This is a genomic window from Achromobacter deleyi (assembly GCF_013116765.2).
Lineage (GTDB): Bacteria > Pseudomonadota > Gammaproteobacteria > Burkholderiales > Burkholderiaceae_B > Achromobacter > Achromobacter deleyi_A.
In genome coordinates this window covers 1,325,221-1,349,883 of the sequence record NZ_CP074375.1, presented here as the reverse complement: position 1 = coordinate 1,349,883, position 24,663 = coordinate 1,325,221, and the positions used below count along the sequence as shown (strand labels likewise).

Genomic DNA, 24,663 nt, shown 5'->3' with positions numbered 1-24,663 from the left:
GGCGCCGGCGGCGCCCTCTTCAAGCCTGGTTCAGCTTGCTCAGCAGCTCGCGCAGGGCGCGGGCGCGGTGGCTGACCCGGTTCTTTTCCTCGGGGTCCAGCGAGGCGGCGGTCAACGCCATGTCGGGCAGGTAGAAATGCGGATCGTAGCCAAAGCCGTTGGCGCCTTCGGGCAGGTCGATGATCTCGCCATGCCACAGCCCTTCGCCGATAAGCGGCCGGGGATCGTTCTCGGAGCGCACCAGCGCCAGCACGGCCACGTACCAGGCGCTGCGGTCGACGGCGGCGGCCAGATTGCGCACCAGCAGCGCATTGTTGGCCTGGTCGGATTTTTCGCCGCCATGCATTTTTGCGTAGCGCGCCGAATACACCCCGGGCGCGCCGTCCAGCGCGGCCACGCACAGGCCGGAATCGTCCGCCAGGGCCGGCAAGCCGGTCAGGCGGCTGGCATGGCGCGCCTTGGCCAGCGCGTTTTCGACGAACGTGACGTGCGGCTCTTCGGCTTCGGGCACGCCCAGTTCGCCTTGAGGCACCAGTTCAATGCCCAGGGGGGCGAACAAGGCGGAGAACTCGCGCAGCTTGCCAGCATTATTGGACGCGAGGACGACGCGGCGCAGGGAGTCGGGAATCTTGGGGGAAGTCATAGGCAAATTGTATAGGCCGGCGGCCCCGCCCGGCTGCCTGTCCCGCGATATCCCTGCATGGCATATGGGCAGGATCAATTGTCTGTTGACAGTTTTGTAACAGCAATTGAATATTGCACGTCACGAATCGGCGCAACAACGCAGACATATTTTGTTGTCAATATGGCCCATCTTGTCACTGATCGTATCTGAATGCACCGGCGATGAACTCATTTCACGCTTTGCCACGGCCGGTCGCGGCCCGCGCGCCACACTCTCCGCTGGATGGGGCGCCCCCGCACGCCAGCCTGGCGGGAATCCTGCGCGAACAACTCCTGCGGCCACGCTTCCAACCCGTCGTCGACCTGTCCCACAGCCGCATCTACGGCCATGAAAGCCTGATTCGCGGCCCCGTCGACACCGCCCTGCATTTTCCCGACGCCCTGTTTGCCGAAGCCCGCCGCCAAGGCCTGCATCCGCAGCTGGAACTCGCGAGCTTCCGGGCAGGCGCGCAGGGGTTTCACCAGAACGACGCCGCCGGCAAGCTGTTCCTGAATCTGTCCGGTTCGGCCCTGCTCCATTACTGGACTTTGTGGGGCGAAGAGATGCCCGCCCGCCTGCTCAAGAATTGCGCACTTGAACCCGCAAGCATCATCATCGAGCTAACCGAGCAGGACCCCCTGTCCGACCGCATGGCCGACCTGCACGGCGCCTTTGCCTGTCTGCGCGAGGCCGGCATGCGCATCGCGCTGGACGACTACGGCGTGGGCAACTCCAATCTGCAGCTCTGGGCCGAAACCCAGCCCGATCTGGTCAAGATCGACCGCTATTTCTTCGACGGGATCGGCCACGACGACCGCAAGCAGAACATGGTGCGCGCCATCCTGAAGGTGGCGCAGCACCTGGGCACGTCCATCGTCGCCGAAGGCATTGAAACCGCCGAGGACCTGGCCGTGGTGCGCGAGCTCGATATCCGCTATGCCCAAGGCTGGTTCCTGGGCATGCCTGACGAGACCCTGCTGACGGAACTGACTCCGCCCCTGCGCGATTCCCTGCGGGTGCGCTCGCCCGCCCCGCTGTCGCAGCGCGCGGCGGGGGGCACCGCCGCCAGCCTGCGGGTCGAAGCTCCCGCCGCCTTGTTGAACAAGCACACCAACGACGACGTCCACCGGCTGTTCATCGAACACAAAAGCCTGCACGCCGTGGCCGTGCTCGACGGCGACAACCGCCCGGTCGGCATCATCAACCGGCGTGACTTCTCCGAACACTACGCCCAGCGCTACACCCGGGAACTGTTCGGACGCGACGCCTGCTCGACCTTCATGAACGCCGAGCCGGTGCTGGTGGACCTGAACGTATCCATCGACCAGCTGAGCCACGTGCTGATCTCGGAAGACCAGCGCTACCTGATGGACGGCCTGATCATCACGCGGGACGGTCGCTACGACGGCCTGTCCACCGGCGAAACGCTGGTGCGCTCCGTGACCGAGATGCGCATCGAGGCGGCGCGCTACGCCAATCCGCTGACCTCGCTGCCGGGCAACATTCCCATCAGCCGGCACATCGCCACCTTGCTCGAGGACGCCGCGGACTTCACCATCTGCTATGGCGACCTGAACAACTTCAAGCCCTTCAACGACGTCTACGGCTACTGGCGCGGCGACGACATGATCATGCTCACCGCCGAACTCATCAAGCGCCACTGCGACCCGCAGCGGGATTTTGTCGGGCATGTGGGCGGCGACGACTTCGTGGTGCTGCTGCGCAGTCCGGACTGGGTGGAGCGCATCCAGCGCGTCATCGCCGAATTCAATGACGCGGCCGTGGCCCTGTACGACGACCAGGGCCGCCGCAACGGCGGCATCGAGGCCGAAGACCGCTACGGCGTGCCCCGCTTCTTTCCATTCGTGACGCTGGGCGTGGGCGCGCTCACCGTCACCCCCTCCTTATGCGAGCGCATCCGCCCGGAGGACATCGCGTCGGCCGCCGCCCATGTCAAGCACAAGGTCAAGCACGGGAACCTGTCGCTGGTGACCGAGCGCTATACCGGCGGCGCCCTCCCGCAGCTCGCCGGCTGAGGCCTGGCCGGCGGCCTGCTGCGCCGCCTGGGCGATCTGGAACACCGCCACGGCCCGGCGCAGCCCCTGCGCCTGGACTTCCAGCGCCGCGGCCGCGGCCGCCGTCTGCTCGACCATGGCCGCGGTTTCCTGTGTGGAGCGCTCGATATCCGCCACTGCGTCATTCACCGACGAAATGCCCGCCGCCTGCTCCGCCGTGGCGCTGGAGATCTCGGCCACGATCTGCGTCACCCTGTCCACCGACGCCACCATGTCGCGCATGGTGTCGCCCGCCAGATTCACGTGGCGCACGCCCGCGTCCACACGCGCCGCGGAATCCTCGATCAGGCCCTTGATCTCCCTGGCCGCCTGCGCGCTGCGCTGCGCCAGCGAGCGCACCTCGCCCGCCACGACCGCGAAACCCTTGCCCTGCTCGCCCGCGCGCGCCGCTTCGACCGCCGCGTTCAACGCAAGAATATTGGTCTGGAAGGCGATGCTGTCCACCACGCCTACGATCTCGCCGATACGGCGCGCGCTGTCGGCGATGCCCTCCATGCTTTGCACCACCTCCTGGACCGCCTGGCCGCCACGCTGCGCCAGTTGCGTGGCGCTCAGCGCCTGGCGGCTGGCCAGATCGGCATTGCCGGCGGTCATCTGCACCGTATGCGCAAGCTGCGTCATATTGGCCGCGGCTTCCTGCAAGGAGCCCGCCTGCCGCGCCGTGCGGTCCGACATGTCGGCGCCGCCCGCCGCGATCTCGCCCGAACCGGTATGGATTTCCTCGACGCCATGGCGCACCGACGCCACCGCGGCCGACAACCCCGTCTGCATGCGGCGCATTGCCGAATACAGCACGCCGATCTCGTTGTCGCCGCGCAAGGCGATGGCGCCGGTCAGGTCGCCGTCGGCGATGCGGTCGAAATGCGCGCCGGCCTCGTTCAGCGGCCGCACGATGCTGCGCCGAAACGCCAGCCGGATCAGGACCGCCAGCAACAGCACAAAGCCCAGCATGCCCGCCGCCACCAGGATGACGCGCTCCAGCGTGCGGCTGGCGCCCGCCACCGCCGCCTGGCCCTGTTCGCGGGCATAGGCCTGGTAGGCGTCCGCCTGCTTGACGTAGGCAGCGCCGCTCGCGGGCAGCAACTTGTCCGTCAGGCGGTTGACCTCGATGCCGTTCCAGCCCTGGATCGCCTTGTGCATCGGCACCAGCGTCTGGTCCACGAAGGCGGCGTGGGCCGTCAGCACGCCGTCAAACAGCGGCGCGCCCTGCGTACTCGCGTCGGCATTGCCGCGCAACCGCGCCAGGCTGGCCGCCGCCTGCTTGAGCAGCGCGTCCGCCTGCGCCAGGGACTCGTTGCGCGCTTCCTCCAGGCCCCCTTCCATGGCGGTCTTGGCGTCCGTCAACGCCGCGCGCGCCTGGAACAGCCGGCTGGTCATGTCGGCCAGGTCGCTGGCGCGTTCGATGCTGCCGCGGCCCAAGGCCTCGATATCGGCCCGATTGTCTCGCAGCACGGAGATGCCCGCCGCCGCGACGACGGCGAACAGCACCACAAACAACGCAAGAATGGCCGACAACGCCGTTGTGACCCTAAGATTTTTCCGCATATCCGTCCGTGTGTAGCCTCGCCGCCTGCGCGGCAGTGCCACGGATTATGGACACCCAGTTTGGCAATTTCTTGACACAACCTCGCGCGCGCATGACGAACGCCCGTCATAAAACCGCGCTTTTGCGAACAGGAACCCCGTATTAACGAATTGTGAATTGGCAGGGGCGCGGCCTTACGGCACATTCGATCCTGTACCGAACCATTTCCCACAATCAGAACAGCAGCCCTATGCCCCACGCCACTCACGCCTATCAGGACATCCGCGAAGCCGTGCGCGACCTTTGCGCCCAATTCCCCTCCGAGTACTTCCGCAAGATCGACGAAGAACGCGGCTATCCCGAAGACTTCGTCCGCGCCCTGACCGAAGCCGGCTGGCTGGCGGCGCTGATTCCCCAGGAATATGGCGGCTCGGGCCTGGGCCTGACCGAAGCCTCGGTCATCATGGAGGAAATCAACCGCAGCGGCGGCAACTCCGGCGCCTGCCACGGCCAGATGTACAACATGGGCACCCTGCTGCGCCACGGTTCCGAGGCCCAGAAGCGCGAGTACCTGCCGCGCATTGCCGCCGGCGAACTGCGCCTGCAATCCATGGGCGTGACCGAACCCACCACCGGCACCGACACCACCAAGATCAAGACCACCGCGGTCAAGCGCGGCGACCGCTACGTCATCAACGGCCAGAAGGTCTGGATCTCGCGGGTGCAGCACTCCGACCTGATGATCCTGCTGGCGCGCACCACCCCGCTGGACCAGGTCGCGCGCAAGTCGGAAGGCATGTCGATCTTCCTGGTGGACCTGCATCACGCCGTCAAGCACGGCATGACGATCCGCCCCATCCCCAACATGGTCAACCACGAGACCAACGAGCTCTTTTTCGACAATCTGGAAATCCCCGAGGAAAACCTGATCGGCGAAGAGGGCAAGGGCTTCAAGTACATCCTTGACGGTCTGAACGCCGAACGCACCCTGATCGCCGCCGAGTGCATCGGCGACGGCTACTGGTTCGTGGACAAGGTGACGGCCTACGCCAAGGAGCGCATGGTGTTCGGACGCCCCATCGGCCAGAACCAGGGCGTGCAGTTCCCGATCGCCCGCGCCCACATCAACGTGGAAGCGGCCAGCCTGATGCGCTACGAGGCCTGCCGCCTGTTCGACGCCCACCAGCCCTGCGGCGCCCAGGCCAATATGGCCAAGCTGCTGGCCGCCGACGCGTCCTGGGAGGCCGCCAACGCCTGCCTGCAATTCCATGGCGGCTTCGGCTTCGCCACCGAATACGACGTCGAGCGCAAGTTCCGCGAGACTCGCCTCTATCAGGTCGCGCCCATCTCCACCAACCTGATCCTGTCCTACGTCGCCGAACACATCCTGGGCCTGCCCCGCTCCTTCTGACACGCCGCCTGCCACCATGACCGCTGCCAAAGACACCCCGCACCTGAGCGCCGAACTCGCGGCCTTCGCCGCCAACCTGCGCTACGAAGACATCCCCGCCCCGGTGCTGCGCCGCGCCGAAGACCTGCTGCTGGACTGCCTGGCTTCCATCCTGGCCGGCGCATCCGCCCGCGCCGTGCAGGCCATCGACCGCTATGCCGCCGCAATGGGCCCCGCCGACGGCCCCAGCGAAGTGCTGATCACCCGTCGCCGCACCACGCCGCTGTTCGCGGCCATGGTCAACGCCGCCGCCGCGCATGTGGTCGAACAGGACGACGTGCACAACGGGTCCGTGTTCCATCCCGCCGCCGTCGTATTCCCCCCCGCCCTGGCCGTCGCGCAGGCGCTGGGCAGCTCGGGCCGCGACCTGCTGACCGCCGCCGTGGCGGGCTATGAAGTCGGCATCCGCGTTGGCGAATTCCTGGGCCGCTCGCACTACAAGATCTTCCACACCACCGGCACCGCCGGTACGCTGGCCGCCGCCGTCACCACCGGCCGGCTGCTCAAGCTGTCCCCCGAACAGATGCTGCACGCGCTGGGCTCGGCCGGCACCCAGGCCGCCGGCCTGTGGGAATTCCTGCGCGACGCCGCGGACTCCAAGCAATTGCACACCGCCAAGGCCGCGGCCGACGGCATCACCGCCGCCTACCTGGCGCGCGAAGGCTTCACCGGCGCCCGCCACATCCTGGAAGGCCCGCAAGGCATGGCCGCCGGCATGTCCACCGACGCCGACCCGAGTCGCCTGTGCGACCGCCTGGGCCAACGCTGGGCGCTGGCGGAAACCTCATTCAAGTTCCATGCGTCGTGCCGCCACACGCATCCGGCCGCCGACGCGCTGCAGCAGGCGCTGCGCGACAACAAGCTGACCGAGGCCGATGTCGAACGCGTGGTGGCGCATGTACACCAGGGCGCGATCGACGTCCTCGGGCCGGTCGTCAATCCGCAGACCGTGCACCAATCCAAGTTCTCGATGGGCACGGTGCTGGCGCTGATCGCCCGGCAGGGACGCGCCGGGCTGGCCGAATTCGATGCCGGCCTTGACGATCCCGCCGTCGCGGCCTTCCGCGGCAAGGTCGAGATGGAACTGGATCCGGAAGTCGACGGCGCCTACCCGCAGCGCTGGATCGGCAAGGTCACGGTCTATACCCGCGACGGCCGCAAGCTGCATGGCCGCGTGGATGAGCCCAAGGGCGACCCGGGCAACACCCTGAGCCGCCCCGAGATCGAGGACAAGACCCTCAGCCTGGGCCGCTACGCGGACGCCGCGACGGAACAGGAACTCCGCGGGCTGATCGACACGATCTGGGGACTGGAACGGCAGGAGCGCATCGGCGCCCTGCTGCCGCAGGCCTCCGCCTGAAGGCCGCGATGATCCGCCGCAAAGCAGCGGCGGATCATCGCGTACAGTCGCCGCCCCACCGGAGCGGACGCCGCCATCAGGTCGCGCCAGGTTCGATGCCCGCCGCGTGCAGCAACTCTTTCCAGCGCGCCACTTCCGATTCCAGCAGTTCGGCCGCGCCCTTCAGCGATCGGTGTTCCGCCGTGGGCACCGCCACCCCCATTTCGGCGTAGCGCGCCTGAATTTCCGGCGTCTGCAGAACCTGATTGATGGCGTCATTGAGCTGCTGCGCCACCGGCTGTGGAACGCCCTTGGGCACCAGCATCATGTTCCAGATGTCGTAGTGCAGCTGGGGATACGACGTTTCGCGGGTTGCCTGCACGCCGGGCAGCACCTTGACGCGCTCGCCGCGCATCACGACCAGCCCCTTGATCTTGCCCGACGAAATCGAGCTGACCGCCGTACTGCTGCTCTCCACGGTGTAGTCGATGTGGCCCGCCATCACATCCGCGGTGGCCTGCGCCGCCCCGCGATAGTGGATCGGAAGGATATTCACGCCAATAGCTGCGTTCAGCAGGATGCCGCCCAGGAACGAACCCGATCCCACGCCTGCCGTTCCAAAGTTCATGGTCGCTTGATTGGCTTTCGCGTAGGCCACGAATTCGTCGAATGTCGCGGCGGGCAGGCCGGCCCGTACCGACAGCACTTGAGGCGCGTCTCCCACCGAAGCCAGGGCAACGAAATCCTTCAGGACGTTGTAGTTCAGGTTCTTGTAGAGCGAGGCGTTGGCCGCCAGGGTGCCCACGTTGCCCAACAACAGCGTATAGCCGTCGGGGGCTGCGCGAGCGGCCCTGGACTGCCCCACCGAGCCGCCCGCGCCAGGCACATTCTCCACCACGACGCTCTGCTTGATCTGCCTGGCCAGGCCTTCGGCCAACGCCCGCGCGAGCACGTCGGTGGCGCCGCCGGCGGTGAACGGCACCAGCAGCGTCAGCGGCCGGCTTGGATAGGTATCGGCCTGCGCGGCGCCCGCCGCCAGCGTCGTCGCGAACAGCAGTGTCCGGACGAACGCTCTCCCCCATGTCTTCCGATAGGTCATCTTGTCTCCGTTGTCGTAATGGCCGGCGGCTCTGCGTCCGCCGGACGTGCGTCAGCCGGGAATCGGCTTACGTCTTCTTTGCCGCGCGCGCATCCAGCACTTCTTTCGCGACGCGGAATCCGTCCACTGCGGCGGGCATGCCGCAATAGCAGGCGGCGTGCAGCAGGATTTCCTGCAGCTCTTCGCGCGTCCAGCCATTGTTGAGCAGCCCGTTGATGTGCAGCGCAAGCTCATGGCGCCTGCCGGTCGCCACCAGCACGCTCACCGTGACCAGGCTGCGATGCTTGGCGCTCAGACCTGGCCGGCCCCATACCGCGCCCCACGCCAGGCCCGTGACGGCCTCTTGCAAGGGCGCGAAGAAATCGTCGTCCTGAGCCCGCGCAATTGACTGGTTCACATAGTCGTCTCCCAGCGTCGCCCGCCGGTTGCGATGCCCCGCCGCCACGGTTTCCGGGGTAACCGGATTGAATTCCTTCTTACTGTCCATGCCATGCTCCAAGAGAAAATTGAGCGGCGCCGGCATCCCCCGCGCCGCCTCCCACGATTACGCAACCGGATTCGGGCGTCGCGCCGTCCTAGCGCACGATATTGACCAGTGCGCCGCCGTCCACCGGCAGCTCCACGCCCGTGATGAACCCGGCCTCATCCGAAGCGAGGAATACCGCGGCATTCGCCACGTCCCAGGCGGTGCCCATGCGTGCGCGCAAGGGGACGCGGGCGTTGCGCTCGGCCACCACATCCTCGCGCGCACGGCCGAAGACGCTGGCGCGCGTGTCGACGGCCATCGGGGTGTCGAGCAGTCCGGGAAGTATCGTGTTGGCGCGGATGCCGTATTCGGCGTTCTCGATCGCCAGCTGCTTCGTATAGGCCACCATCGCCGCCTTGGTCGCCTTGTAGGCCACCCAGGGGTAGCGCTGCCATGCCGATACGGAGGAAATGTTCAGGATCACGCCGCTGCCTTGCCGGCGCATGATCGGCAGCACGTGCTTGCCGGCCATGACGCAACCGCGCAGGTTGATCTGGCAGATCAGGTCGAAGGCGTCCTCCGTGATCTCGGTGGGGCTGCCGTCGCCCCCCGCCACGCTGATGCCCACGTTGTAGTGCAGGATGTCTATGCGCCCCCAGCGCTCGACCGCCGCGCGCAGGGCGCCGGCAATGTCCTCTTCGCGCCGGACATCGGCCTGCCATGGCACGCAGTCGGCGGCTCCGTCCTTGGCCGCGATGGCGCAGGTTTCCTCCGCCGAGGCCAGGTCGCGATCCACCGCCAGCACGCGCGCTCCCTCCTGGGCGAACCGCAGCACGGTCGCCCGGCCGTTGCCCATGGTCATGCCGGGGCTCTGGCCGGCGCCGATGATGACCGCCACCTTGTCTTGCAAACGCATGATCGTCCCTCCTCGCATTTATGCTTGCGCGCCGCCACGGCGGCTGCGCACTTCGACGCCGGTCCAAGCTTCCATGTAGCGGATGAGCGCGGTGAAATCCAGGTCGGCGCCGCCTTGCGTCAGCGCGAATTCCCACACCTGGCGCACGTTCTGCCCCACCCACATCGGCACCTGCAGCGCCTCGGCCTCCTTGAGGCCCAGCGATACATCCTTGTGTATGGTGCGGATGCTGGCGCCATAGTCGAAACTGCCGGTCAGAACCGACTTGGGTATCTTGTCCACCGTCGCGCTGTTGCGGCCGGTGCTGACGTTGATGATTTCCACCATCTGGTCGGGATCCAGCCCGGCCTTGGCGCCCAGCACCAGGGCCTCATAGGCCGACGCCATATTGGCTGCCGAGATCAGGTTATTGACCAGTTTCATCATCTGCGCCATGCCTGGCTCGGCGCCGACCTCGAACACGTTCTTGCCCAGCAGCCCCAACTGCGGCCGCAATTCGGCCAGCGCCTCGGCGCAGCCCGACGCAATGATCGACAGCGTGCCCGCGTCGGCGCCGCGAGGCCCGCCGCTGACCGGCGCGTCCACCACCTGCACGCCTCCCGCCTCCAGTTCCCGCGCAATCGCCTGCAGTGCGCCGCGGCCTATGGTCGAGGTCTCGACATAGAGCCGCAAGGCCTTGCCGGCGCTCGCCGCGCGCGCCACCTCGAGGCTCGCCTCGGCGCTGGGGAGGCAGGCATACACCGTGGCGGCCGAATCGGCCACCTCCCCCACGCTGCCATGCCCGATCGCGCCCAGCGCGGTCATCGCCTCCACCCGTGCCGGGTCCGGGTCATAGACGTGCAGCATCACGCCTGCGCCCGCCAACCGGCGCGCCAGCGCCCCGCCCATCGCACCCAGCCCGATAAATCCGGCCACCTGTTGTTGTGCCATTGCATATCCCCGTTTGAAGCCGGCGGCGTTTCCCGCCGCCGGCCTGTCGTTGCGCGCCCTTATTCCGCCGTCATGCCCAGCGTCTTGATCTGCTGGCCCAGCGTGACGTAGTCGTCGCGGTACATCTTGTCGAAGTCGGCCGCGGTACCCACTTGCGTGACCATGCCCTGCTCAAGCAAGGTGCGCTGCATCTCGGGGGTCTGCAGGACCTTGTTCACGGCGCCATTGATCTTCTCCACGATGTCGCGCGGCAGATCGGCGGGGCCGAACAGGCCGTACCAGGTCACCACGTCGAAACCGGGATAGCCCAGTTCGGCGATCGTCGGCACGTCCGCCAGATTCGGCATCCGCTTGAGCGAAGACACGGCCAGCGGCCGCGCGCGCTTGCCATCGATGAAGGACTTGCCCGACGCGATCGACCCGCCCACCAGGTCGACATGCCCGCCTACGAGATCGGTCATCGCCGGATTCGAACCGCGGTACGGCACATGCGTCATCGGTGCCTTGGCCTGAGAGCCAAGCATGGCCAAGAGCAGATGCGACATGCTGCCCTGGCCCGACGTGCCGAACCGCAGGGCCCCGGGCTCCGCCTGGGCAGCGGACAGCGCCTTCTGGATCGTGTCGTACTTCGAATTCATGCTGGTGACCACCACCATGGGCGCGCTGGCCACGTTGGCGATGGCGGTGAAGTCCTTCAAGGGATTGAAGGATTGGCTCTCCGTGTTCAGCAGCGGCGCGATCACCATGTTTTCGCGCAGCGCCAGCACGATCTGGTAGCCATCGACAGGCGCGCGCGCGGTCGACGACAACGCGATGGCGCCGTTGCCGCCGGGGCGGTTCTCGACCACGACATTCCATTTCTCCGACTCCGCCACGCTGGCGGCAAGCTGGCGCGCCAGAATGTCGGTGCCCCCGCCGGGGCTGAACGGCACGACAATCCTGATCGGCTTGTCGGGATAGGCGGCCGCGGCTGGCGCCGCGCAGCCCATTGCCAGGGTGGCGAACGCCACGGCGGATGCTACCGTCAGACGGTTCAGCATGATTTTGCTCCTCTCGCTCTTTGTAATGATGGTCATGTGGTGCAGGCGCGTCACGCCTGCGGAAATGCCGCTGCAGACTCTCTTTCCGGGTCGTTTTCAAGCGGATTCTTTTCTAGGGACTCCCGTCATGCCGAGTCATCCCCATGTGATCTCCGCCCCTGTGACGGATCCGCGGCGCACGGGCGAGCGCGCGCCGCTGTCCGACGCTGTGGACAGGCGCAACAAAGGGTTCTGAATCTTGCAGGCGACGCGCGCGGCTCTCAGACCGGGCGCGGCTGCATGGATGGACTAGCTGCTGGAAAGGATGGGCGGCGAACCGCCCGGGGAACTCGAAGCCGTCGGCGGACTTCAGGCCGGCGGAGCGGCGCAGGACTCGCGCAAGACGAATTCCGTAGGTATTTCCACGCGCGCTTGCGCACCCGGCGCGACCTTGCCTTCGAGCCGGCGCAAGAGCAGCAGTGCCGCCTCGCGTCCCAATTGATAGGAGTCGTAGCGGATCACGGTGATCGCCGGCGTGGCCAGCTGGGCAAGCTCGCTGTCGTTGGAGGCGACCAGCGACATCTGCCGCGGCACCGCCACGCCTTTCATGCGCAGCGCGGACAATACGCCGCCCAGCAGATGGCTGCCCAGCGCGACGATGGCCGTGGGCGGATTGGCCTGCGCCAACAGCCACTGCGTTTCGCGATAGCCATAGTCCGCTTCGAAGCTGTCCAGGCGCAGCAGCGCCGGGTCCGAATCCACCCCAGCCTGCGCCAGTGCGTCCGCATAGCCCCGGCTGCGGTCGCGCCCGACGCGATTGCGCCGGCCGCCGCTGATCATCGCGATGCGTCGGTGTCCCAGGCCCAGCAGGTACTCGACCGCCCGCCGCGTGCCGGTGTAGTGGTCCGCGCCCACCGCGCCCACGGGCAGCGCCAGTTCGCGCTCGATCATCACCGTGGGAAACGGCGCCGCGGAGATGGCCGCGGCCACCTCGCGGCTGGACTCTTCCTCGATCGAGAACAGCAAGCCCTCGGCGCGGCGCCGCGAGAACAGGTCGATGAGCTGGCTCTCGCGCGACTCCAGGCCGTCGCTGCTGGCCACCACCAGCATGTAGCCGGCACCCGCCAGCACATCCTCGGCGCCCTTGGCCATGGCCGAGTACAGCGGATTGCGCATATCGGAAAACACGAACCCGACCATGCGGGTGGCGACGCCGCGCATGTTCTGCGCGGCCGCGCTGGGCGTCCAGCCCAATTCGTCGATGGCCGCCAGCACCCGGGCGCGGATCTCGTCGGTGACGCTGGGCGCCTGGTTCACCACGCGCGACACGGTTCCGATCGCCACACCGGCGACCCGGGCCACGTCGTGCACCGTGATGCGTGCAGGCCTCGCGGCCGGCGTCGTCTTTGCTGCGCTCAAATTGGATTCCCGAATGGAGATGTCCCGCCGCCCGTGTCATCGTCGCCCGCCTGCTCAATAGGCTGCCAGGAACAGGGCGAGGAAGTCCGCGGCCGTAGTGTGGCGAGGATTCCAGCGATTGTAATCGGCCTTGCCGCACAGTTCGGCCATCTCCGCCAGCCGCGCCTCCTCCACGCCCGCGTCGCGCAAGCGGGTCGGTATGCCCAGATCGGCGCAAAGCGCGTCAATGGCCTGCACGGCCCTTGCGGCGGCCTCAAGCTCCTCAAGGCCGTCCACATGCCGGCCCATCGCCTGTGCTATCCGCGCGTACTTGCCCGGATTCGCCTGCAGGTTGAAGCGAGCCACATGCGGCAGGCACAGCGCATTGGATAGGCCATGCGACAGATGGAAGAATGCGCCAACGAAGCGGGCCATGCAGTGCACGTTGCCCAGGCCGGTCTGGCCAAATGCGATGCCCGCCAGCGCCGAGCCGCACAACATGTCGAGCCCGGCCTGAAGATTGCCGCGATTGGCGACAAAGGGCCTGATGCTGCCGGCGATCAGCCGCAATGCATGCAGGTTCACGGCGTCGGTGATGGGATTGGCCTGGCGCGATATGTAGGACTCGAATGCGTGGACAAAGGCGTCCAGGCCCGAATGCGCGGCCACGTGCGCCGGCATGCTGCATAGCGCCAGCGGATCCAGAATGGCTATCCGCGCCGGATTCAGCGCGGCATGCCTGATCGACATCTTCAGATTGCGCTCGGTGTCGGTGATCACGCACGAGCCCGACACTTCCGAGCCCGTTCCCGCCGTGGTGGGAATCGCGATCAAAGGCAGGGGCGGCACCGAGAACCGCTCGATGCCTTCGTAGTCATGAATCCGGCCTCCATTCGTGCCGAGGATCGCCACCGCCTTGGCCACGTCCATCGTGCTGCCCCCGCCAATGGCGAGCAGCATGTCGGCCTGGTGCGCCTTGCAGGCGGCAAAGGCGCGCTCCACCGTCGCCGCGCTGGGATCCGGCTCGATGTCGCTGTAGACCACGGCGGACACGCCCTCGGCCTCCAGCAAGGCGCGGATCCGGCCATAGAAGTCGCCTTGCAGCAAGGCCGCGTCCACCGCCAGAAACAGGCGCTTGCAGCCGTGCGCGCGCAGGATGTCGGCAATCCGGGCATGAGCGCCCACTCCCATGTGAATCCGGGTCGGGCAGAAGAATGCAGAAATATCAGTGAGTTGCATGAGTTCGGAATGGCAGACAGGGAAAATCGCGCGCCACCCGGCGCGGGCGCGCCAGGGAGCAGGAAGGCAGGACGTCAGGGGTTGAAAGTCACCAGGCGTTCTTCGGTCATTTCACGCATCGCGTGCCACGGCCCTTCCTTGCCAAAGCCGCTGTCCTTCACCCCGCCGAAAGGCATCACGTCGGCGCGCGCACTGGACGTCTCGTTGATCTGGATCGTGCCGAAGCGCAACTGGCGCGCCGCCTGCAGGCAGCGGTCGATGTTCTGGCTGAAGATGCCGGCGGACAGCCCGAACGGGGTGCTGTTGGCGCTGGCGATGGCCGCGTCGAAGTCGTCGAAGGGCCTGATCGCGGCCAGGGGCGCAAACGCCTCCTGGCACCAGACGCGCCCGGTCTCGGGCACCCGGGTCAGGATCGCCGGCGTGATCACCGAACCCTCGCGCTGGCCGCCGCACAGGATCTGCGCGCCCTGCTCTTGCGCTTCGCGCAGCCATTGCTCGGTGCGCATCGCCGCCTCGCGCGTGACCAGCGGGCCAATGCGAGTGGCGGGATCGCGCGGATCGCCCGCCGGCAACGTCGCCGCATAGGCAACCAGCCGCTCGGCCACTTCGCCGGCGATCGATGCTTCCACATACAGGCGCTGAACCGATGTGCAGACCTGGCCCGCCTTGCGGAACGTGGCATTGGCGATCTTCGGAATCGCGCGCTCCAGATCCGCGTCGGCGCACACAATGGTGCTGGCGATGGAGCCGAGTTCCATCTGCGTGCGGCGCAGGCCCGCGGCCTGCTGGATGATGCGGCCGACGCGCGTGCTGCCGGTAAAGGTGTAGAAAGCCACGTCCTGCTCTTGCAGGAGCCAGCCGCCGACACTGTCGCCCTCTCCTTGCACCACGGCCAGGAACTCTGGCGGCATGCCGGCGTCCAGCAGCGCCTGCGCCAGGAGCGCGGACGTGAGCGGCGTGTAGGCGGACGGCTTGAGGACGACGGCGTTGCCGGCGCCGTAAGCCGGCGCGACCTTGTGCAGCACGGTATTCAACGGCGAATTGAATGGCGTGATGGCGCAAACGACGCCAACCGGAAAGCGCATGGTGAAACCGATGCGCTGGTGCGCGCCCGGGCTGGCGGCAAACGGCACAACGTCGCCCACCAGGCGCGGCGCTTCCTCGGCCGCCAGGTTCAGCGTGATGACGGCACGGTCAACTTCACCCGCCGCATCCGCCACCGTGAAACCCGCTTCCGCCACCATCACTTCGACGAACTGGTCGCGCCGGGCGGCGATAAGCTCGCCCGCAAGGCGCAGAACCCGCGCCCGCTCGGCAGGCGCCGGAGCCCCGGCCAGAACCGCCCGCTGCGTTGCCGTCACTGCCTGCGCCACCTGGGCCCGGGTGGCGCTAGCCACTTCAGCTATGGGCAGGGCCGAATACTTGTCCAGCACGGAGAAAGTGGATTCACCCTGTACCCACTTTCCGTCGATCAGAGAACCCAGCGATGGCCTTGCACCCGAATGAAACGTTTTTTCTGACAACACAATTGCCTCGATATGAATGAAATTTGCGGCAGTGAACCCGGGTAAAGGCTAGCACGCAATATCTCATTTATGTCTGCATATCGACAACGTTTCATTACCTCACCTTGGACATTTCTTCATTATTATCAAATATTTATCGCATGCTTTAGGGGATTTCCCCATGATTTCGACGTTTCAATAATAACGTTTCATTGAAACCACAAAAAAATAGCCACTGGACCGGCGAAGATCGACGGTCCAGTGGCTGAAAATGCCGCATTGCGGCGAGCCGTCAATCCACCAGCGCGGCCCGCTGCGCGCGCACCAGGCTGGCGATTCCGCCTTCGGCCAGCACCAGCATCGTGTCCAGTTCCGCGCGGGTGAAGGTGGCGCCCTCTCCGGTGCCCTGCACCTCCACGAACGCGCCGCTGCCAGTCATGATCACGTTCACGTCGGCATCGCAGGCCGAATCTTCCTGGTAGTCCAGGTCCAGCACCGAACGCCCCTGCACCAGGCCCACGGAGACTGCCGCCACGGCGTCGCGGATCGGATTCTCCGCGAGGTCGCCGCGCTTCATCAGCAACGCGATCGCGTCGGCGGCCGCCACCCAGGCGCCGGTAATGCTGGCGCAGCGCGTGCCGCCGTCCGCTTGCAGCACGTCGCAATCCAGATGCAGCGTGCGCTCGCCCAGCGCTTTCATATCGAACACCGCGCGCAGGCTGCGGCCGATCAGGCGCTGGATTTCCTGGGTGCGCCCGCTTTGCTTGCCGCGCGCGGCCTCGCGATCACCGCGCGTATGCGTGGCCCGCGGCAACATGCCGTATTCAGCGGTTACCCAGCCTTCGCCCTTGCCCTTCAGGAAAGGCGGTACTTTCTCCAATACGCTGGCCGTGCACAGCACGTGGGTATCACCGGCCTTCACCAGCACCGACCCTTCGGCGTAGCGCGTGAAGCCGCGCTCCAGGCTGAACGGACGCAATTGGTCGACGGCGCGGCCCGAGGGACGGGCAATGGCGGGGGTAGTAGTCACAGGCAGGCTCCAGACATGGCTTTGGTTCGCGGCATTGTACGGGCAGGCACCGCAGGAAAATGGCGCTTGGAGTATCCTGCCGCGATATATCCGGTCGTAAACACAGACCCGCCCCCAACCCGGGCGCCGCGGGCCCCGGCATGACCGGCTCTTATTCCAAGAATTTCCAGGACACGCACATCATGATCCGCAGCATGACCGCCTTCGGCAACGCCCGAGCAGACCTAGAACAAGGCACGCTTGCACTTGAACTGCGCAGCGTCAACAGCCGCTTCCTCGACCTGTACTTCCGGCTGCCCGACGAACTGCGTCACGTGGAAACACCCCTGCGCGAACTGCTGACCGCCAATCTGGCTCGCGGCAAGGTCGAAATCCGCGTTTCCTACACGCGCAACGCCAGCACCGACCTGTCCAAGCTCGACCCCGCCTGGCTGGAAAGCCTGGCCGAACAGCTCCAGGCCGCCCGCCGCATCGTCCCCGACATCTCGCCGCCCCGCCTGGTGGAACTGTTCAACTGGCCCGGCCAGCGCAGCAACGACGCGCTCGACCCCCAAGTCTGGGGCGCCGCCTGCCTGCAGGCCGCGCAACAGGCGCTGACCCAATTGCAGGAAGGCCGCGAGCGCGAAGGCGAACGACTGGCCGGCATGATGCGGGAATGCGCCGACGGCGTGGCGCGCGTGGTGGACATCGTTCAGGCCCACCTGCCCCAACTGCTGGCCGACCACCGCGACAAGCTGGCCGCCAAGCTGCGCGAAAGCGTGGAATCCGCGTTCCCCGGCGGCTTCACGCATATCTCCGGCGCCGAGTTGTCCGAACGCCTGTCGCAGGAAGCCAACCTGTTCGCGCTGCGCATCGATGTGGCCGAAGAACTGTCGCGCCTGCGCTCGCACCTGGAAGAGCTGCGCCATTTGCTCACCGACGGCGGCGGCAAATCGGCGGGCGGCAAGAAGAACGCAGGCAGCGCCGGCAAGCGCCTGGACTTCCTGTTCCAGGAAATGAACCGCGAGGCCAACACGCTGGGTTCAAAGGCCGGAAGCATGGAAGTCACGCGCGCCGCCATGGACCTGAAGCTGCTGATCGAGCAGATGCGCGAGCAGGCGCAGAACATCGAGTAAGACCTCCGGGAGGGATCCAGCCCTCCCGAAATCCCGGCAAACCCGGGACGAATCGCCTCACGCGTATTGCGCCAGGCCATTACCGAGGGACCAATTCTCCTTCGCGACTTCGACAAGATTCACGAACACGTCCTCTGGCCGGATGCCGGGGCTCTCCCCCAGCAGTTCCGCGATCCGCCGGAACAGCGCTTTCTTCTGCTCCACCGTGCGCGTGTTGTTAGCGGTGATCTGGATATACACCAGGTCGTCGCTGCGCGCGATGTCGAGATAGGACGCCCCATAGCGGAAGTTCGCCGCCTCATGCTCGGTGATGGTCATGAATTGATCGTCCTCGGGAACGTCGAATGTCTCCCGCATCGCGCGGAAAACACTATCAAAGATTGTCTGCCGGTAAGTTTCGGACTTTCCGGCGCGCATTGAGATATTAAGCAGCGGCATCGAGATTCCTTTTCATGTTGTCTTCGCTGCATGTTATCTATACTGATTTAATATTTATACTTATATCAGTGATAACAACCTGAAATGAAAGACCGCCCCCTCGACCTGGATGCCGTCGAGGCATTCATCCGCACCGCCGAGCTAGGCAGTTTCACGCGTGCAGCCGAAGCCATGCAGACGACGCAGGCTGCCGTCAGCCTGAAGCTCAAGCGCCTGGAAGACCGGCTCGGTTGCCGGCTGCTCGAGCGCACGCCCCGCTACGTGGAACTTTCGACGCATGGCGGCGCTTTCCTCGAACACGCCCGCGAGCTTCTCGCGGCGCATGAACGTGCGCTTTCTCTGTTCTCGGCAGCCCGGCAGCGGCTCACCATTGGCATCAGCGACCATGTTGCCGGGCCTGAGCTGCCCGCGCTGATTGCGCGCATGAACACGCAAGACCCCCAATTGCTGATCGAAATCCGCATCGGCTCGTCGGGAGATCTGCTTCAGCGCTTCGACCGCCGGGAATTCGACACGGTGATCGTCCGCCTGCATGCCGGGCGAAGCGACGGAAAAATGCTCGCCGAAGAAAAATTCGGCTGGTTCGCCGCCCCGGGCTGGCAACACCGCGCGGATGAGCCCCTGCCGCTTGCCACGCTTGCCGAACCCTGCGGCGTGCGAGTCATGGCCGGTCAGCTTCTCGACAAAGCCGGCGTACCGTGGACCGAGATTTTCGTCGGCGGCGGCGTTGCGGCGGTTGCCGCGGCCGTCATGGCCGGACTTGGCGTCGGGGCACTGGCGCCGCGCATGCTTCCGTTTGGCGCAGTCGACGTAGGCCCCAGGCTCGGGCTGCCAGATTTGCCGCGCTTGCCGGTATTGCTGCACTCGCGGGTTAAGGACGGACGATCACTCGATGCGCTTGCGGCGCTTTCCGCCGCTTTCAGAAGCGCGGTCCGAGGCTAGTTCGCGCCGAGAGCAATAATGCTGCCAGACTCTCAACACCTCTACCGGATTCCACATCCATGCAACGCGTCGTCATCATAGGCGGCGGGGCCGTGGGCAGCTCCGTCGCATACTTCCTGAGCCAGACACCTGGCGCGTTCGACATCACCGTGCTGGAACGCGACCCGAGCTATGCGCAGGCATCGTCGGCGCTGTCGGCAAGCTCGATCCGCCAGCAGTTCTCCAGCCCGGTCAATATCGGCATGTCGCAGGCCGGCATCGCCTTTCTTCGCACGCTGGGCTCGACCCTGTACGTGGACGATCCCGCACCCGATATCGGCCTGACCGAGCCCGGATACCTCTACCTGGCCAGCCCCGCGGGCAGCGCCGCGCTGCGCGAGAATCACGCCATTCAATGTGCCCATGGCGTGGAAGTGGCCCTGTTGCAGCCGGCCGGACTGAACGCCCGCTTCCCGTGGCTGCGTACCAGCGATCTGGCGCTGGGTGCGCTGGGCCTGTCCGGCGAAGGCTGGTTCGACGGCTACGGCCTGATGCAGGCCTTGCGCAAGAAGGCGGCGGCCCAAGGCGCGCGCTATCTGCGCGCCGAGGCGGCCGGCCTGCTGCGCGATGGCCCGGCGGTCAGCGGAGTACGGCTCGCCGACGGCGCCACGCTACCTTGCGACGCCGTCGTGAATGCAGCCGGCCCATGGGCGGCCCGAGTCGCCGCTTGGGCCGGCATCGACCTGCCTGTCCGCGCCCGGCGCCGCACCGTGTTCAGCTTCAGCTGCCCCGACGCCTTGCCCCGCTGCCCGCTGCTGATCGACCCCTCTGGCGTCTGGTTCCGCCCCGACGGCGATAAATTCATCTGTGGCTACGCGCCGGATCCGGGCGACGACGCCGATGACCTGCCCCTGGAAGCCCAGCTGGACGCGTTCGAGTCCCATGTCTGGCCGTTGCTGGCGCACCGCGTGCCCGCCTTCGAGGCCGTGCGCCTGAGAAGCGCCTGGGCCGGCTACTACGAGATGAACCTCTTCGACCAGAATGCCATCCTGGGCGTCCACCCCGACTGCCCGAACCTGTATTTCGCCAATGGCTTCTCTGGCCACGGTCTGCAGCAGTCGCCCGCAGCGGGACGCGGCATCGCGGAACTGCTGGCCCATGGCGCTTACCGCAGCCTGGACCTCTCGCCCCTGTCCTTCCAGCGCATCCTGGAAAACCGCCCATTGCGAGAGAAGAACATCATTTGATGCCGGTCTTCCCCGCAATCCGGACGTTCAGCGGATCTCGCCCGTCGCGGGTTCGCCGCGCAGGGCCGAATCCAGGTACTCGCTGCGCGCCCGCGCGTCGGGGAAACGCATGTCGCGGTAGTTCACGAAGCGCGAGCCGCGCGCCAGGCGGTAGCCTGCCCAGATCAGCAGGAACAGCGGGATGCCGATATAGGTCGCGACCGCCCCGCCCCAATCGATCTTGTCCTGCAGGAAGGCCTGGTAATTCTGGCCCAGCGTGATGACCAGGCAGAGCACGAACGCGAAGATCGGGCCGAACGGGAAGAACGGCGACACATAAGGCAGATCGGCCAGGTTGTTGCCCTGCTTCACGTAGCCGCGACGGAACCGGTAGTGGCTGATCGCGATGCCCAGCCAGGCAATGAAGCCCGTCATCCCCGACGTATTCAGCAGCCAGATATAGACGGCATTCGGGCTGAAGATGAAGGTGAAGAAGCACAGCGCCGCCACGACGGTCGTGGCCAGCAGTGCCCACAGCGGCACGCCGTTGCGCGAAATGCGGCCGAAGATGCGCGGCGCCTTGCCTTCCCGGGCCAGGCTGTAGAGCATACGCGTAGCCGCGTACATGCCCGAATTGCCCGCGGACAGCACCGACGTCAGCACCACCGCGTTCATCACGGAGGCCGCCCCCAGCAAGCCCGCCCGCTCGAATATCAGGGCGAACGGGCTGACGCTGATGTCCTCGACCTCGTTGCGCAGCAGGTGCGGATCGGTATAGGGGATGAGCAGGCCGATCACCAGGATGGCCGCCACGTAGAACAGCAGGATGCGCCAGAAGACCTGGCGCACGGCGCGCGGCAGGTTGCGCGCCGGATCCTTGGATTCGCCGGCGGCGATCCCGATTAGTTCGGTGCCCTGGAACGAAAAGCCCACCACCATCGCCACGCCTATCATCGCGGCGAATCCGCCCGCGAAAGGCGCGTCGCCGACCGTCCAGTTGGCCAGGCCGCCGGTTTCGCCGCCGCGGATGATGCCCAGCAGCATCATCACGCCCATGGCGACAAAGCCCAGCACGGCAATCACCTTGATCAGCGCGAACCAGAATTCCGCTTCGCCGAAGCCGCGCGCCGACATGGCGTTCAGCCCGAATGTGATCGCCAGGAACAAGGCGCTCCAGTAGAAACCGGGCACATCGGGAAACCAGTACGCCATGACGAGCTGCGCCGCCACCAGGTCCACCGCGACGGTCACCGCCCAGTTGTACCAATAGTTCCAACCCAACGCGAAGCCGAAGCCGTCCTCGACGTAGCGGGCGCCGTAGGTGGAAAAGGACCCCGATACGGGCATGGCGGCGGCCAGTTCGCCCAGACTGGTCATCAGGAAATAGACCATGATGCCGATCAGCACATAGCCCAGCAGCGCGCCGCCAGGGCCGGCCTTGGCGATGGTCGCGCCCGAGGCCACGAACAGCCCGGTGCCGATGGATCCGCCCACCGCAATCATGGTCAGGTGGCGCGCGGACAGCGTGCGGCGCAATTCGGACGGCCTGTCCGCCTGCGTCTTGCGCGTGCCGCCTGAGCGGCGTTCATCGTGTTCCGATGGTGCCAAAGTGCATTCCTTCACGTCATGAAGGCACCCGCGCGATGCGCCCCGGGTGCCCTGGGATTTCCGAGCAACGGGCGAGAATAGCGCAAGTGACCCCGCCATGAGAAATGACCGAGCGCGGGGGACGGATCCGCCCGCGCCCTGCCCGGCCCGGCTCCTGCCTTATTGAAACGCCGTTTCCATGAAGGTGCGCAGCTTGCGCGAGTGCAGCCGTTCCGGCGGCATGTCGCGCAAGCGCTCCAATGCCCTGATGCCGATCTCCAGGTGCTGGTTCACCTGGCGGCGGTAGAACGCGCTGGCCATGCCGGGCAGCTTCAGCTCGCCGTGCAAGGGCTTGTCGGATACGCACAGCAAGGTGCCATACGGCACCCGGAAGCGGAATCCGTTCGCGGCGATGGTGGCCGACTCCATGTCCAGCGCTATCGCGCGCGACTGCGCAAAACGCTCCACCAGTTCGACGTGGTCGCGCAACTCCCAGTTGCGGTTGTCGATGGTGGCAACAGTGCCCGTGCGCATGATGCGCTTGAGGTCCCAGCCGGACAGTCCGGCCACCTCTTGCACCGCCTGTTCCAGCGCCACCTGCACCTCGGCCAGCGCAGGAACCGGCACCCAGGTGGGCAGATCGTCGTCCAGCACGTGGTCTTCGCGCACATAGCCGTGCGCCAGCACGTAGTCGCCCAGCCGCTGGGAATCGCGCAGGCCGGCGCAATGGCCCAGCATCAGCCAGGCATGCGGGCGCAGCACGGCGATATGGTCCGTGATGGTCTTGGCATTGGACGGCCCCACGCCGATGTTCACCAGCGTGATGCCGGAATGGTCTCCGCGCACCAGGTGGTACGCGGGCATCTGCGGCAGGCGGACCGCCTGGTCTTCATCGCCCGGGCCGCTCTCGCCGCGCCGGGTGATGCGGTTGCCCGGCTCGACCAGCATGTCGTAGTCTTCGTTGCCGCTGGCCATGAGCGCGCGAGCCCGGGCGCAGAACTCGTCCACATAGAACTGGTAGTTGGTGAACAGCACGAAATTCTGGAAGTGCGCCGGCGCGGTGGAGGTGTAGTGCTGCAGGCGGTGGAGCGAATAATCCACGCGCTGGGCCGTGAACGGCGCCAGCGGCTTGGGCTCCCCTTCCTTGCCGCGCCAGGAGCCGTTGACGATGGCGTCGTCGGTGACCGCCAGGTCCGGCACGTCGAACAAGTCGCGCAAGGGGCGCTTGAGCGCCTCCAGGTGCTCGCCTTCGACGTAGGCGCCCTCCGGGAAGGCGAAATGCAGGGGGATCGGCGAATCGGACTCGCCGACCTCGACCGCCACCCGGTGGTTCTGCAACAGCTGGCCGACCTGCTCGATCAGGTAGTCGCGAAACAGCGCGGGCTGGGTGACGGTGGTCTGGTAGATGCCGGGCTCGGCCACGTGGCCGTACGAGAGGCGGGTGTCGATCGGGTCGTAGGTTTCCACGACGATGCGGATGGCGGGGTAATAGGCGCGGGCCCGCTCGCGGCCATTGGCGGCGCCCTTCAGGACCTCGCGGAACGCGGCCCGCAGGAATGCGGTGTTGCGCGCATAGATTTCCACCAGCCGGTCCACCGCGGACTCCGCATCCTGGTAGGGCTCGAAGGGCAAGGCCTCGGGCCGGTTCATCGACGACAAGGGGTGTACTGCGTTCATCATTGAGCTCTACTCCGCTTTCTTATCCGTCTTGCGTGCTTGCGCGGCCGCTCTCGGCGGTAATGCCGAAGGCCGATGCCAACGATTATGCCCGAGCCGATGAAAGATGAAGTGTCATCTCCGGGCACGGCCAGATCTGCGACACGCCGCCTGCGATGCGAGGCAGGGATGAACGGCGCGGCAGCCTCGGCCGCGGCTGGAATTGGTGCGCATGCAAACGCCGCGGTTACGTCCCGCACACCGGGCGGAGTAACCGGAGCGGGCGGATTATGCTGCATTGCACTACAAATGTAATGAAACTTTATTACATTATAATCGTGAAGCGTTCCAGGTGTATTGCCCTGGGGTCGCCCCCTTTCCGCCGGCTTGCCTCCTGAAGGCCTAGCCATGCCGCCCACTCCGATTCTTGAAGTGACGAAATGACGCCGCCCACGCGAAAAGTCCGAATTGCCAAATCCCGCATTCCCGCATTCCTGTCAGCGCCCATCCTTGCCCTGACCCTGTCCTGGATACCCAGCGCCGCCCAGGCGTCCCTGGCCTCCGAAAAAGCCCGCCCGACGTTCAGCGGCCTGCGCCTGGCGCAAGAGCCCACGGTGCCCACGCTGCGCGAACGCGTCGTGCAAGCCGGCATCGATGCCATCGGCACCCCCTACAGCTTCGGCGGCGACGACGCCGAAGGCTTCGATTGCAGCGGGCTGGTCCTGTATGTATTCCGCGAAATAGCCGGACTCGAACTGCCCCGCACCGCGCGCGCGCAGCGCGGCGAAGGCCAGTCCGTGTCCGCCAAGAAAGAACTGCGCCCCGGCGACCTGGTGTTCTTCGCCACCCGCGGACGCGGCGTGACCTCGCACGTCGGTATCTATATCGGCCAGAACAAGTTCGTCCACGCGCCGCGCCGCGGCACCAAGGTGCGGGTGGACGACATGAAGAATTCCTATTGGACCAAGCGCTACGTCGGCGCGCGCCGCTATCTGGATACGACGCAAGGCCAGATGCTGGCCCAGGCCTCCCCCTGAGCGAAGAGGCGGCGGACGGCGCCCGGCG

The 24,663-nt window shown here is 66.3% G+C and carries 20 protein-coding genes and 1 pseudogene; 7 read left to right on the top strand and 14 right to left on the bottom strand.

Translation table 11 applies throughout. The annotated features are described in order from the left end of the window. Positions 1-19 precede the first annotated feature (19 nt). A complete protein-coding gene (gene rdgB, locus HLG70_RS06195; RefSeq protein ID WP_171663451.1) occupies positions 20-643 on the bottom strand; it encodes an RdgB/HAM1 family non-canonical purine NTP pyrophosphatase in 624 nt (207 codons plus the stop codon). A gap of 203 nt (positions 644-846) precedes the next feature. On the opposite strand from rdgB, the gene HLG70_RS06190 reads away from it, so the two are divergent. After that, complete coding sequence (locus HLG70_RS06190; RefSeq protein ID WP_234103423.1) at positions 847-2,700, top strand: EAL domain-containing protein; 1,854 nt, start codon at positions 847-849, stop codon at positions 2,698-2,700. Between the two features lie 150 nt (positions 2,701-2,850). Here the strand turns inward: HLG70_RS06190 and HLG70_RS06185 are convergent. Beyond that, a pseudogene (locus HLG70_RS06185) lies at positions 2,851-4,284 on the bottom strand (methyl-accepting chemotaxis protein); the annotation flags it as partial. Positions 4,285-4,514: 230 nt separating this feature from the next. On the opposite strand from HLG70_RS06185, the gene HLG70_RS06180 reads away from it, so the two are divergent. Beyond that, on the top strand, positions 4,515-5,675 hold the full coding sequence (locus tag HLG70_RS06180) for an acyl-CoA dehydrogenase family protein (RefSeq protein ID WP_171663452.1): 1,161 nt from the start codon (positions 4,515-4,517) through the stop codon (positions 5,673-5,675). Between the two features lie 16 nt (positions 5,676-5,691). Then, positions 5,692-7,074: an MmgE/PrpD family protein gene (locus tag HLG70_RS06175; RefSeq protein ID WP_171663453.1), complete on the top strand. Its 1,383-nt coding sequence runs from the start codon at positions 5,692-5,694 to the stop codon at positions 7,072-7,074. 76 nt (positions 7,075-7,150) lie between these two features. On the opposite strand, the gene HLG70_RS06170 is transcribed toward HLG70_RS06175, so the two are convergent. The 9 genes from HLG70_RS06170 to rph all read right to left on the bottom strand — a co-directional run bounded on the left by HLG70_RS06170 (position 7,151) and on the right by rph (position 16,655). Beyond that, on the bottom strand, positions 7,151-8,152 hold the full coding sequence (locus tag HLG70_RS06170; protein WP_171663454.1) for a Bug family tripartite tricarboxylate transporter substrate binding protein: 1,002 nt from the start codon (positions 8,150-8,152) through the stop codon (positions 7,151-7,153). A gap of 67 nt (positions 8,153-8,219) precedes the next feature. Continuing rightward, complete coding sequence (locus HLG70_RS06165) at positions 8,220-8,639, bottom strand: carboxymuconolactone decarboxylase family protein (RefSeq protein ID WP_171663455.1); 420 nt, start codon at positions 8,637-8,639, stop codon at positions 8,220-8,222. A gap of 88 nt (positions 8,640-8,727) precedes the next feature. Beyond that, positions 8,728-9,534, bottom strand: a complete 807-nt coding sequence (locus HLG70_RS06160) for an SDR family NAD(P)-dependent oxidoreductase (protein ID WP_171663456.1) — start codon at positions 9,532-9,534, stop codon at positions 8,728-8,730. Positions 9,535-9,552: 18 nt separating this feature from the next. Then, the gene (locus tag HLG70_RS06155) at positions 9,553-10,464 is read right to left on the bottom strand and encodes an NAD(P)-dependent oxidoreductase (RefSeq protein WP_171663457.1); all 912 of its coding nucleotides are present in this window, start codon (positions 10,462-10,464) and stop codon (positions 9,553-9,555) included. 59 nt (positions 10,465-10,523) lie between these two features. Further along, positions 10,524-11,504 carry a Bug family tripartite tricarboxylate transporter substrate binding protein gene (locus tag HLG70_RS06150; protein ID WP_171663458.1) on the bottom strand — a complete coding sequence of 327 codons (981 nt, stop codon included), beginning with the start codon at positions 11,502-11,504 and terminating at the stop codon, positions 10,524-10,526. A 348-nt stretch (positions 11,505-11,852) separates the two neighbouring features. Then, positions 11,853-12,902 carry a LacI family DNA-binding transcriptional regulator gene (locus HLG70_RS06145; protein WP_171663459.1) on the bottom strand — a complete coding sequence of 350 codons (1,050 nt, stop codon included), beginning with the start codon at positions 12,900-12,902 and terminating at the stop codon, positions 11,853-11,855. Between the two features lie 54 nt (positions 12,903-12,956). Next, positions 12,957-14,120 (bottom strand): iron-containing alcohol dehydrogenase, encoded by a 1,164-nt coding sequence (locus HLG70_RS06140; protein ID WP_284143633.1) that lies wholly within the window; start codon positions 14,118-14,120, stop codon positions 12,957-12,959. Between the two features lie 74 nt (positions 14,121-14,194). Beyond that, a complete protein-coding gene (locus HLG70_RS06135) occupies positions 14,195-15,643 on the bottom strand; it encodes an aldehyde dehydrogenase family protein (protein ID WP_234103421.1) in 1,449 nt (482 codons plus the stop codon). Positions 15,644-15,917: 274 nt separating this feature from the next. Beyond that, a complete protein-coding gene (rph, locus tag HLG70_RS06130) occupies positions 15,918-16,655 on the bottom strand; it encodes a ribonuclease PH (protein ID WP_284143632.1) in 738 nt (245 codons plus the stop codon). Positions 16,656-16,837: 182 nt separating this feature from the next. Between rph and HLG70_RS06125 the strand changes: the two genes are divergently transcribed. Next, the gene (locus HLG70_RS06125) at positions 16,838-17,770 is read left to right on the top strand and encodes a YicC/YloC family endoribonuclease (protein WP_171663962.1); all 933 of its coding nucleotides are present in this window, start codon (positions 16,838-16,840) and stop codon (positions 17,768-17,770) included. Between the two features lie 57 nt (positions 17,771-17,827). On the opposite strand, the gene HLG70_RS06120 is transcribed toward HLG70_RS06125, so the two are convergent. After that, positions 17,828-18,208, bottom strand: a complete 381-nt coding sequence (locus HLG70_RS06120; protein WP_171663461.1) for a tautomerase family protein — start codon at positions 18,206-18,208, stop codon at positions 17,828-17,830. A gap of 84 nt (positions 18,209-18,292) precedes the next feature. Between HLG70_RS06120 and HLG70_RS06115 the strand changes: the two genes are divergently transcribed. Together HLG70_RS06115 and HLG70_RS06110 are read left to right on the top strand one after the other, a co-directional pair. Then, on the top strand, positions 18,293-19,150 hold the full coding sequence (locus HLG70_RS06115; protein ID WP_171663462.1) for a LysR family transcriptional regulator: 858 nt from the start codon (positions 18,293-18,295) through the stop codon (positions 19,148-19,150). Between the two features lie 59 nt (positions 19,151-19,209). Further along, positions 19,210-20,376 carry an NAD(P)/FAD-dependent oxidoreductase gene (locus HLG70_RS06110; RefSeq protein ID WP_171663463.1) on the top strand — a complete coding sequence of 389 codons (1,167 nt, stop codon included), beginning with the start codon at positions 19,210-19,212 and terminating at the stop codon, positions 20,374-20,376. Between the two features lie 27 nt (positions 20,377-20,403). Here the strand turns inward: HLG70_RS06110 and HLG70_RS06105 are convergent, their stop codons facing one another. Together HLG70_RS06105 and HLG70_RS06100 are read right to left on the bottom strand one after the other, a co-directional pair. After that, positions 20,404-21,963, bottom strand: a complete 1,560-nt coding sequence (locus HLG70_RS06105; RefSeq protein ID WP_171663464.1) for an amino acid permease — start codon at positions 21,961-21,963, stop codon at positions 20,404-20,406. Positions 21,964-22,122: 159 nt separating this feature from the next. Continuing rightward, the gene (locus HLG70_RS06100; RefSeq protein WP_419144795.1) at positions 22,123-23,622 is read right to left on the bottom strand and encodes an AMP nucleosidase; all 1,500 of its coding nucleotides are present in this window, start codon (positions 23,620-23,622) and stop codon (positions 22,123-22,125) included. A 416-nt stretch (positions 23,623-24,038) separates the two neighbouring features. On the opposite strand from HLG70_RS06100, the gene HLG70_RS06095 reads away from it, so the two are divergent. After that, positions 24,039-24,635 carry a C40 family peptidase gene (locus tag HLG70_RS06095; protein WP_171663465.1) on the top strand — a complete coding sequence of 199 codons (597 nt, stop codon included), beginning with the start codon at positions 24,039-24,041 and terminating at the stop codon, positions 24,633-24,635. Positions 24,636-24,663 lie beyond the last annotated feature (28 nt).

Coding starts and splice junctions, on each gene's coding strand:
- rdgB (WP_171663451.1), bottom strand. CDS start 643: ATGACTTCCCCCAAGATTCCCGACTCCCTGCGCCGCGTCGTCCTCGCG.
- HLG70_RS06190 (WP_234103423.1), top strand. CDS start 847: ATGAACTCATTTCACGCTTTGCCACGGCCGGTCGCGGCCCGCGCGCCA.
- HLG70_RS06180 (WP_171663452.1), top strand. CDS start 4,515: ATGCCCCACGCCACTCACGCCTATCAGGACATCCGCGAAGCCGTGCGC.
- HLG70_RS06175 (WP_171663453.1), top strand. CDS start 5,692: ATGACCGCTGCCAAAGACACCCCGCACCTGAGCGCCGAACTCGCGGCC.
- HLG70_RS06170 (WP_171663454.1), bottom strand. CDS start 8,152: ATGACCTATCGGAAGACATGGGGGAGAGCGTTCGTCCGGACACTGCTG.
- HLG70_RS06165 (WP_171663455.1), bottom strand. CDS start 8,639: ATGGACAGTAAGAAGGAATTCAATCCGGTTACCCCGGAAACCGTGGCG.
- HLG70_RS06160 (WP_171663456.1), bottom strand. CDS start 9,534: ATGCGTTTGCAAGACAAGGTGGCGGTCATCATCGGCGCCGGCCAGAGC.
- HLG70_RS06155 (WP_171663457.1), bottom strand. CDS start 10,464: ATGGCACAACAACAGGTGGCCGGATTTATCGGGCTGGGTGCGATGGGC.
- HLG70_RS06150 (WP_171663458.1), bottom strand. CDS start 11,504: ATGCTGAACCGTCTGACGGTAGCATCCGCCGTGGCGTTCGCCACCCTG.
- HLG70_RS06140 (WP_284143633.1), bottom strand. CDS start 14,120: ATGCAACTCACTGATATTTCTGCATTCTTCTGCCCGACCCGGATTCAC.
- HLG70_RS06125 (WP_171663962.1), top strand. CDS start 16,838: ATGATCCGCAGCATGACCGCCTTCGGCAACGCCCGAGCAGACCTAGAA.
- HLG70_RS06120 (WP_171663461.1), bottom strand. CDS start 18,208: ATGCCGCTGCTTAATATCTCAATGCGCGCCGGAAAGTCCGAAACTTAC.
- HLG70_RS06115 (WP_171663462.1), top strand. CDS start 18,293: ATGAAAGACCGCCCCCTCGACCTGGATGCCGTCGAGGCATTCATCCGC.
- HLG70_RS06110 (WP_171663463.1), top strand. CDS start 19,210: ATGCAACGCGTCGTCATCATAGGCGGCGGGGCCGTGGGCAGCTCCGTC.
- HLG70_RS06100 (WP_419144795.1), bottom strand. CDS start 23,622: ATGATGAACGCAGTACACCCCTTGTCGTCGATGAACCGGCCCGAGGCC.
- HLG70_RS06095 (WP_171663465.1), top strand. CDS start 24,039: ATGACGCCGCCCACGCGAAAAGTCCGAATTGCCAAATCCCGCATTCCC.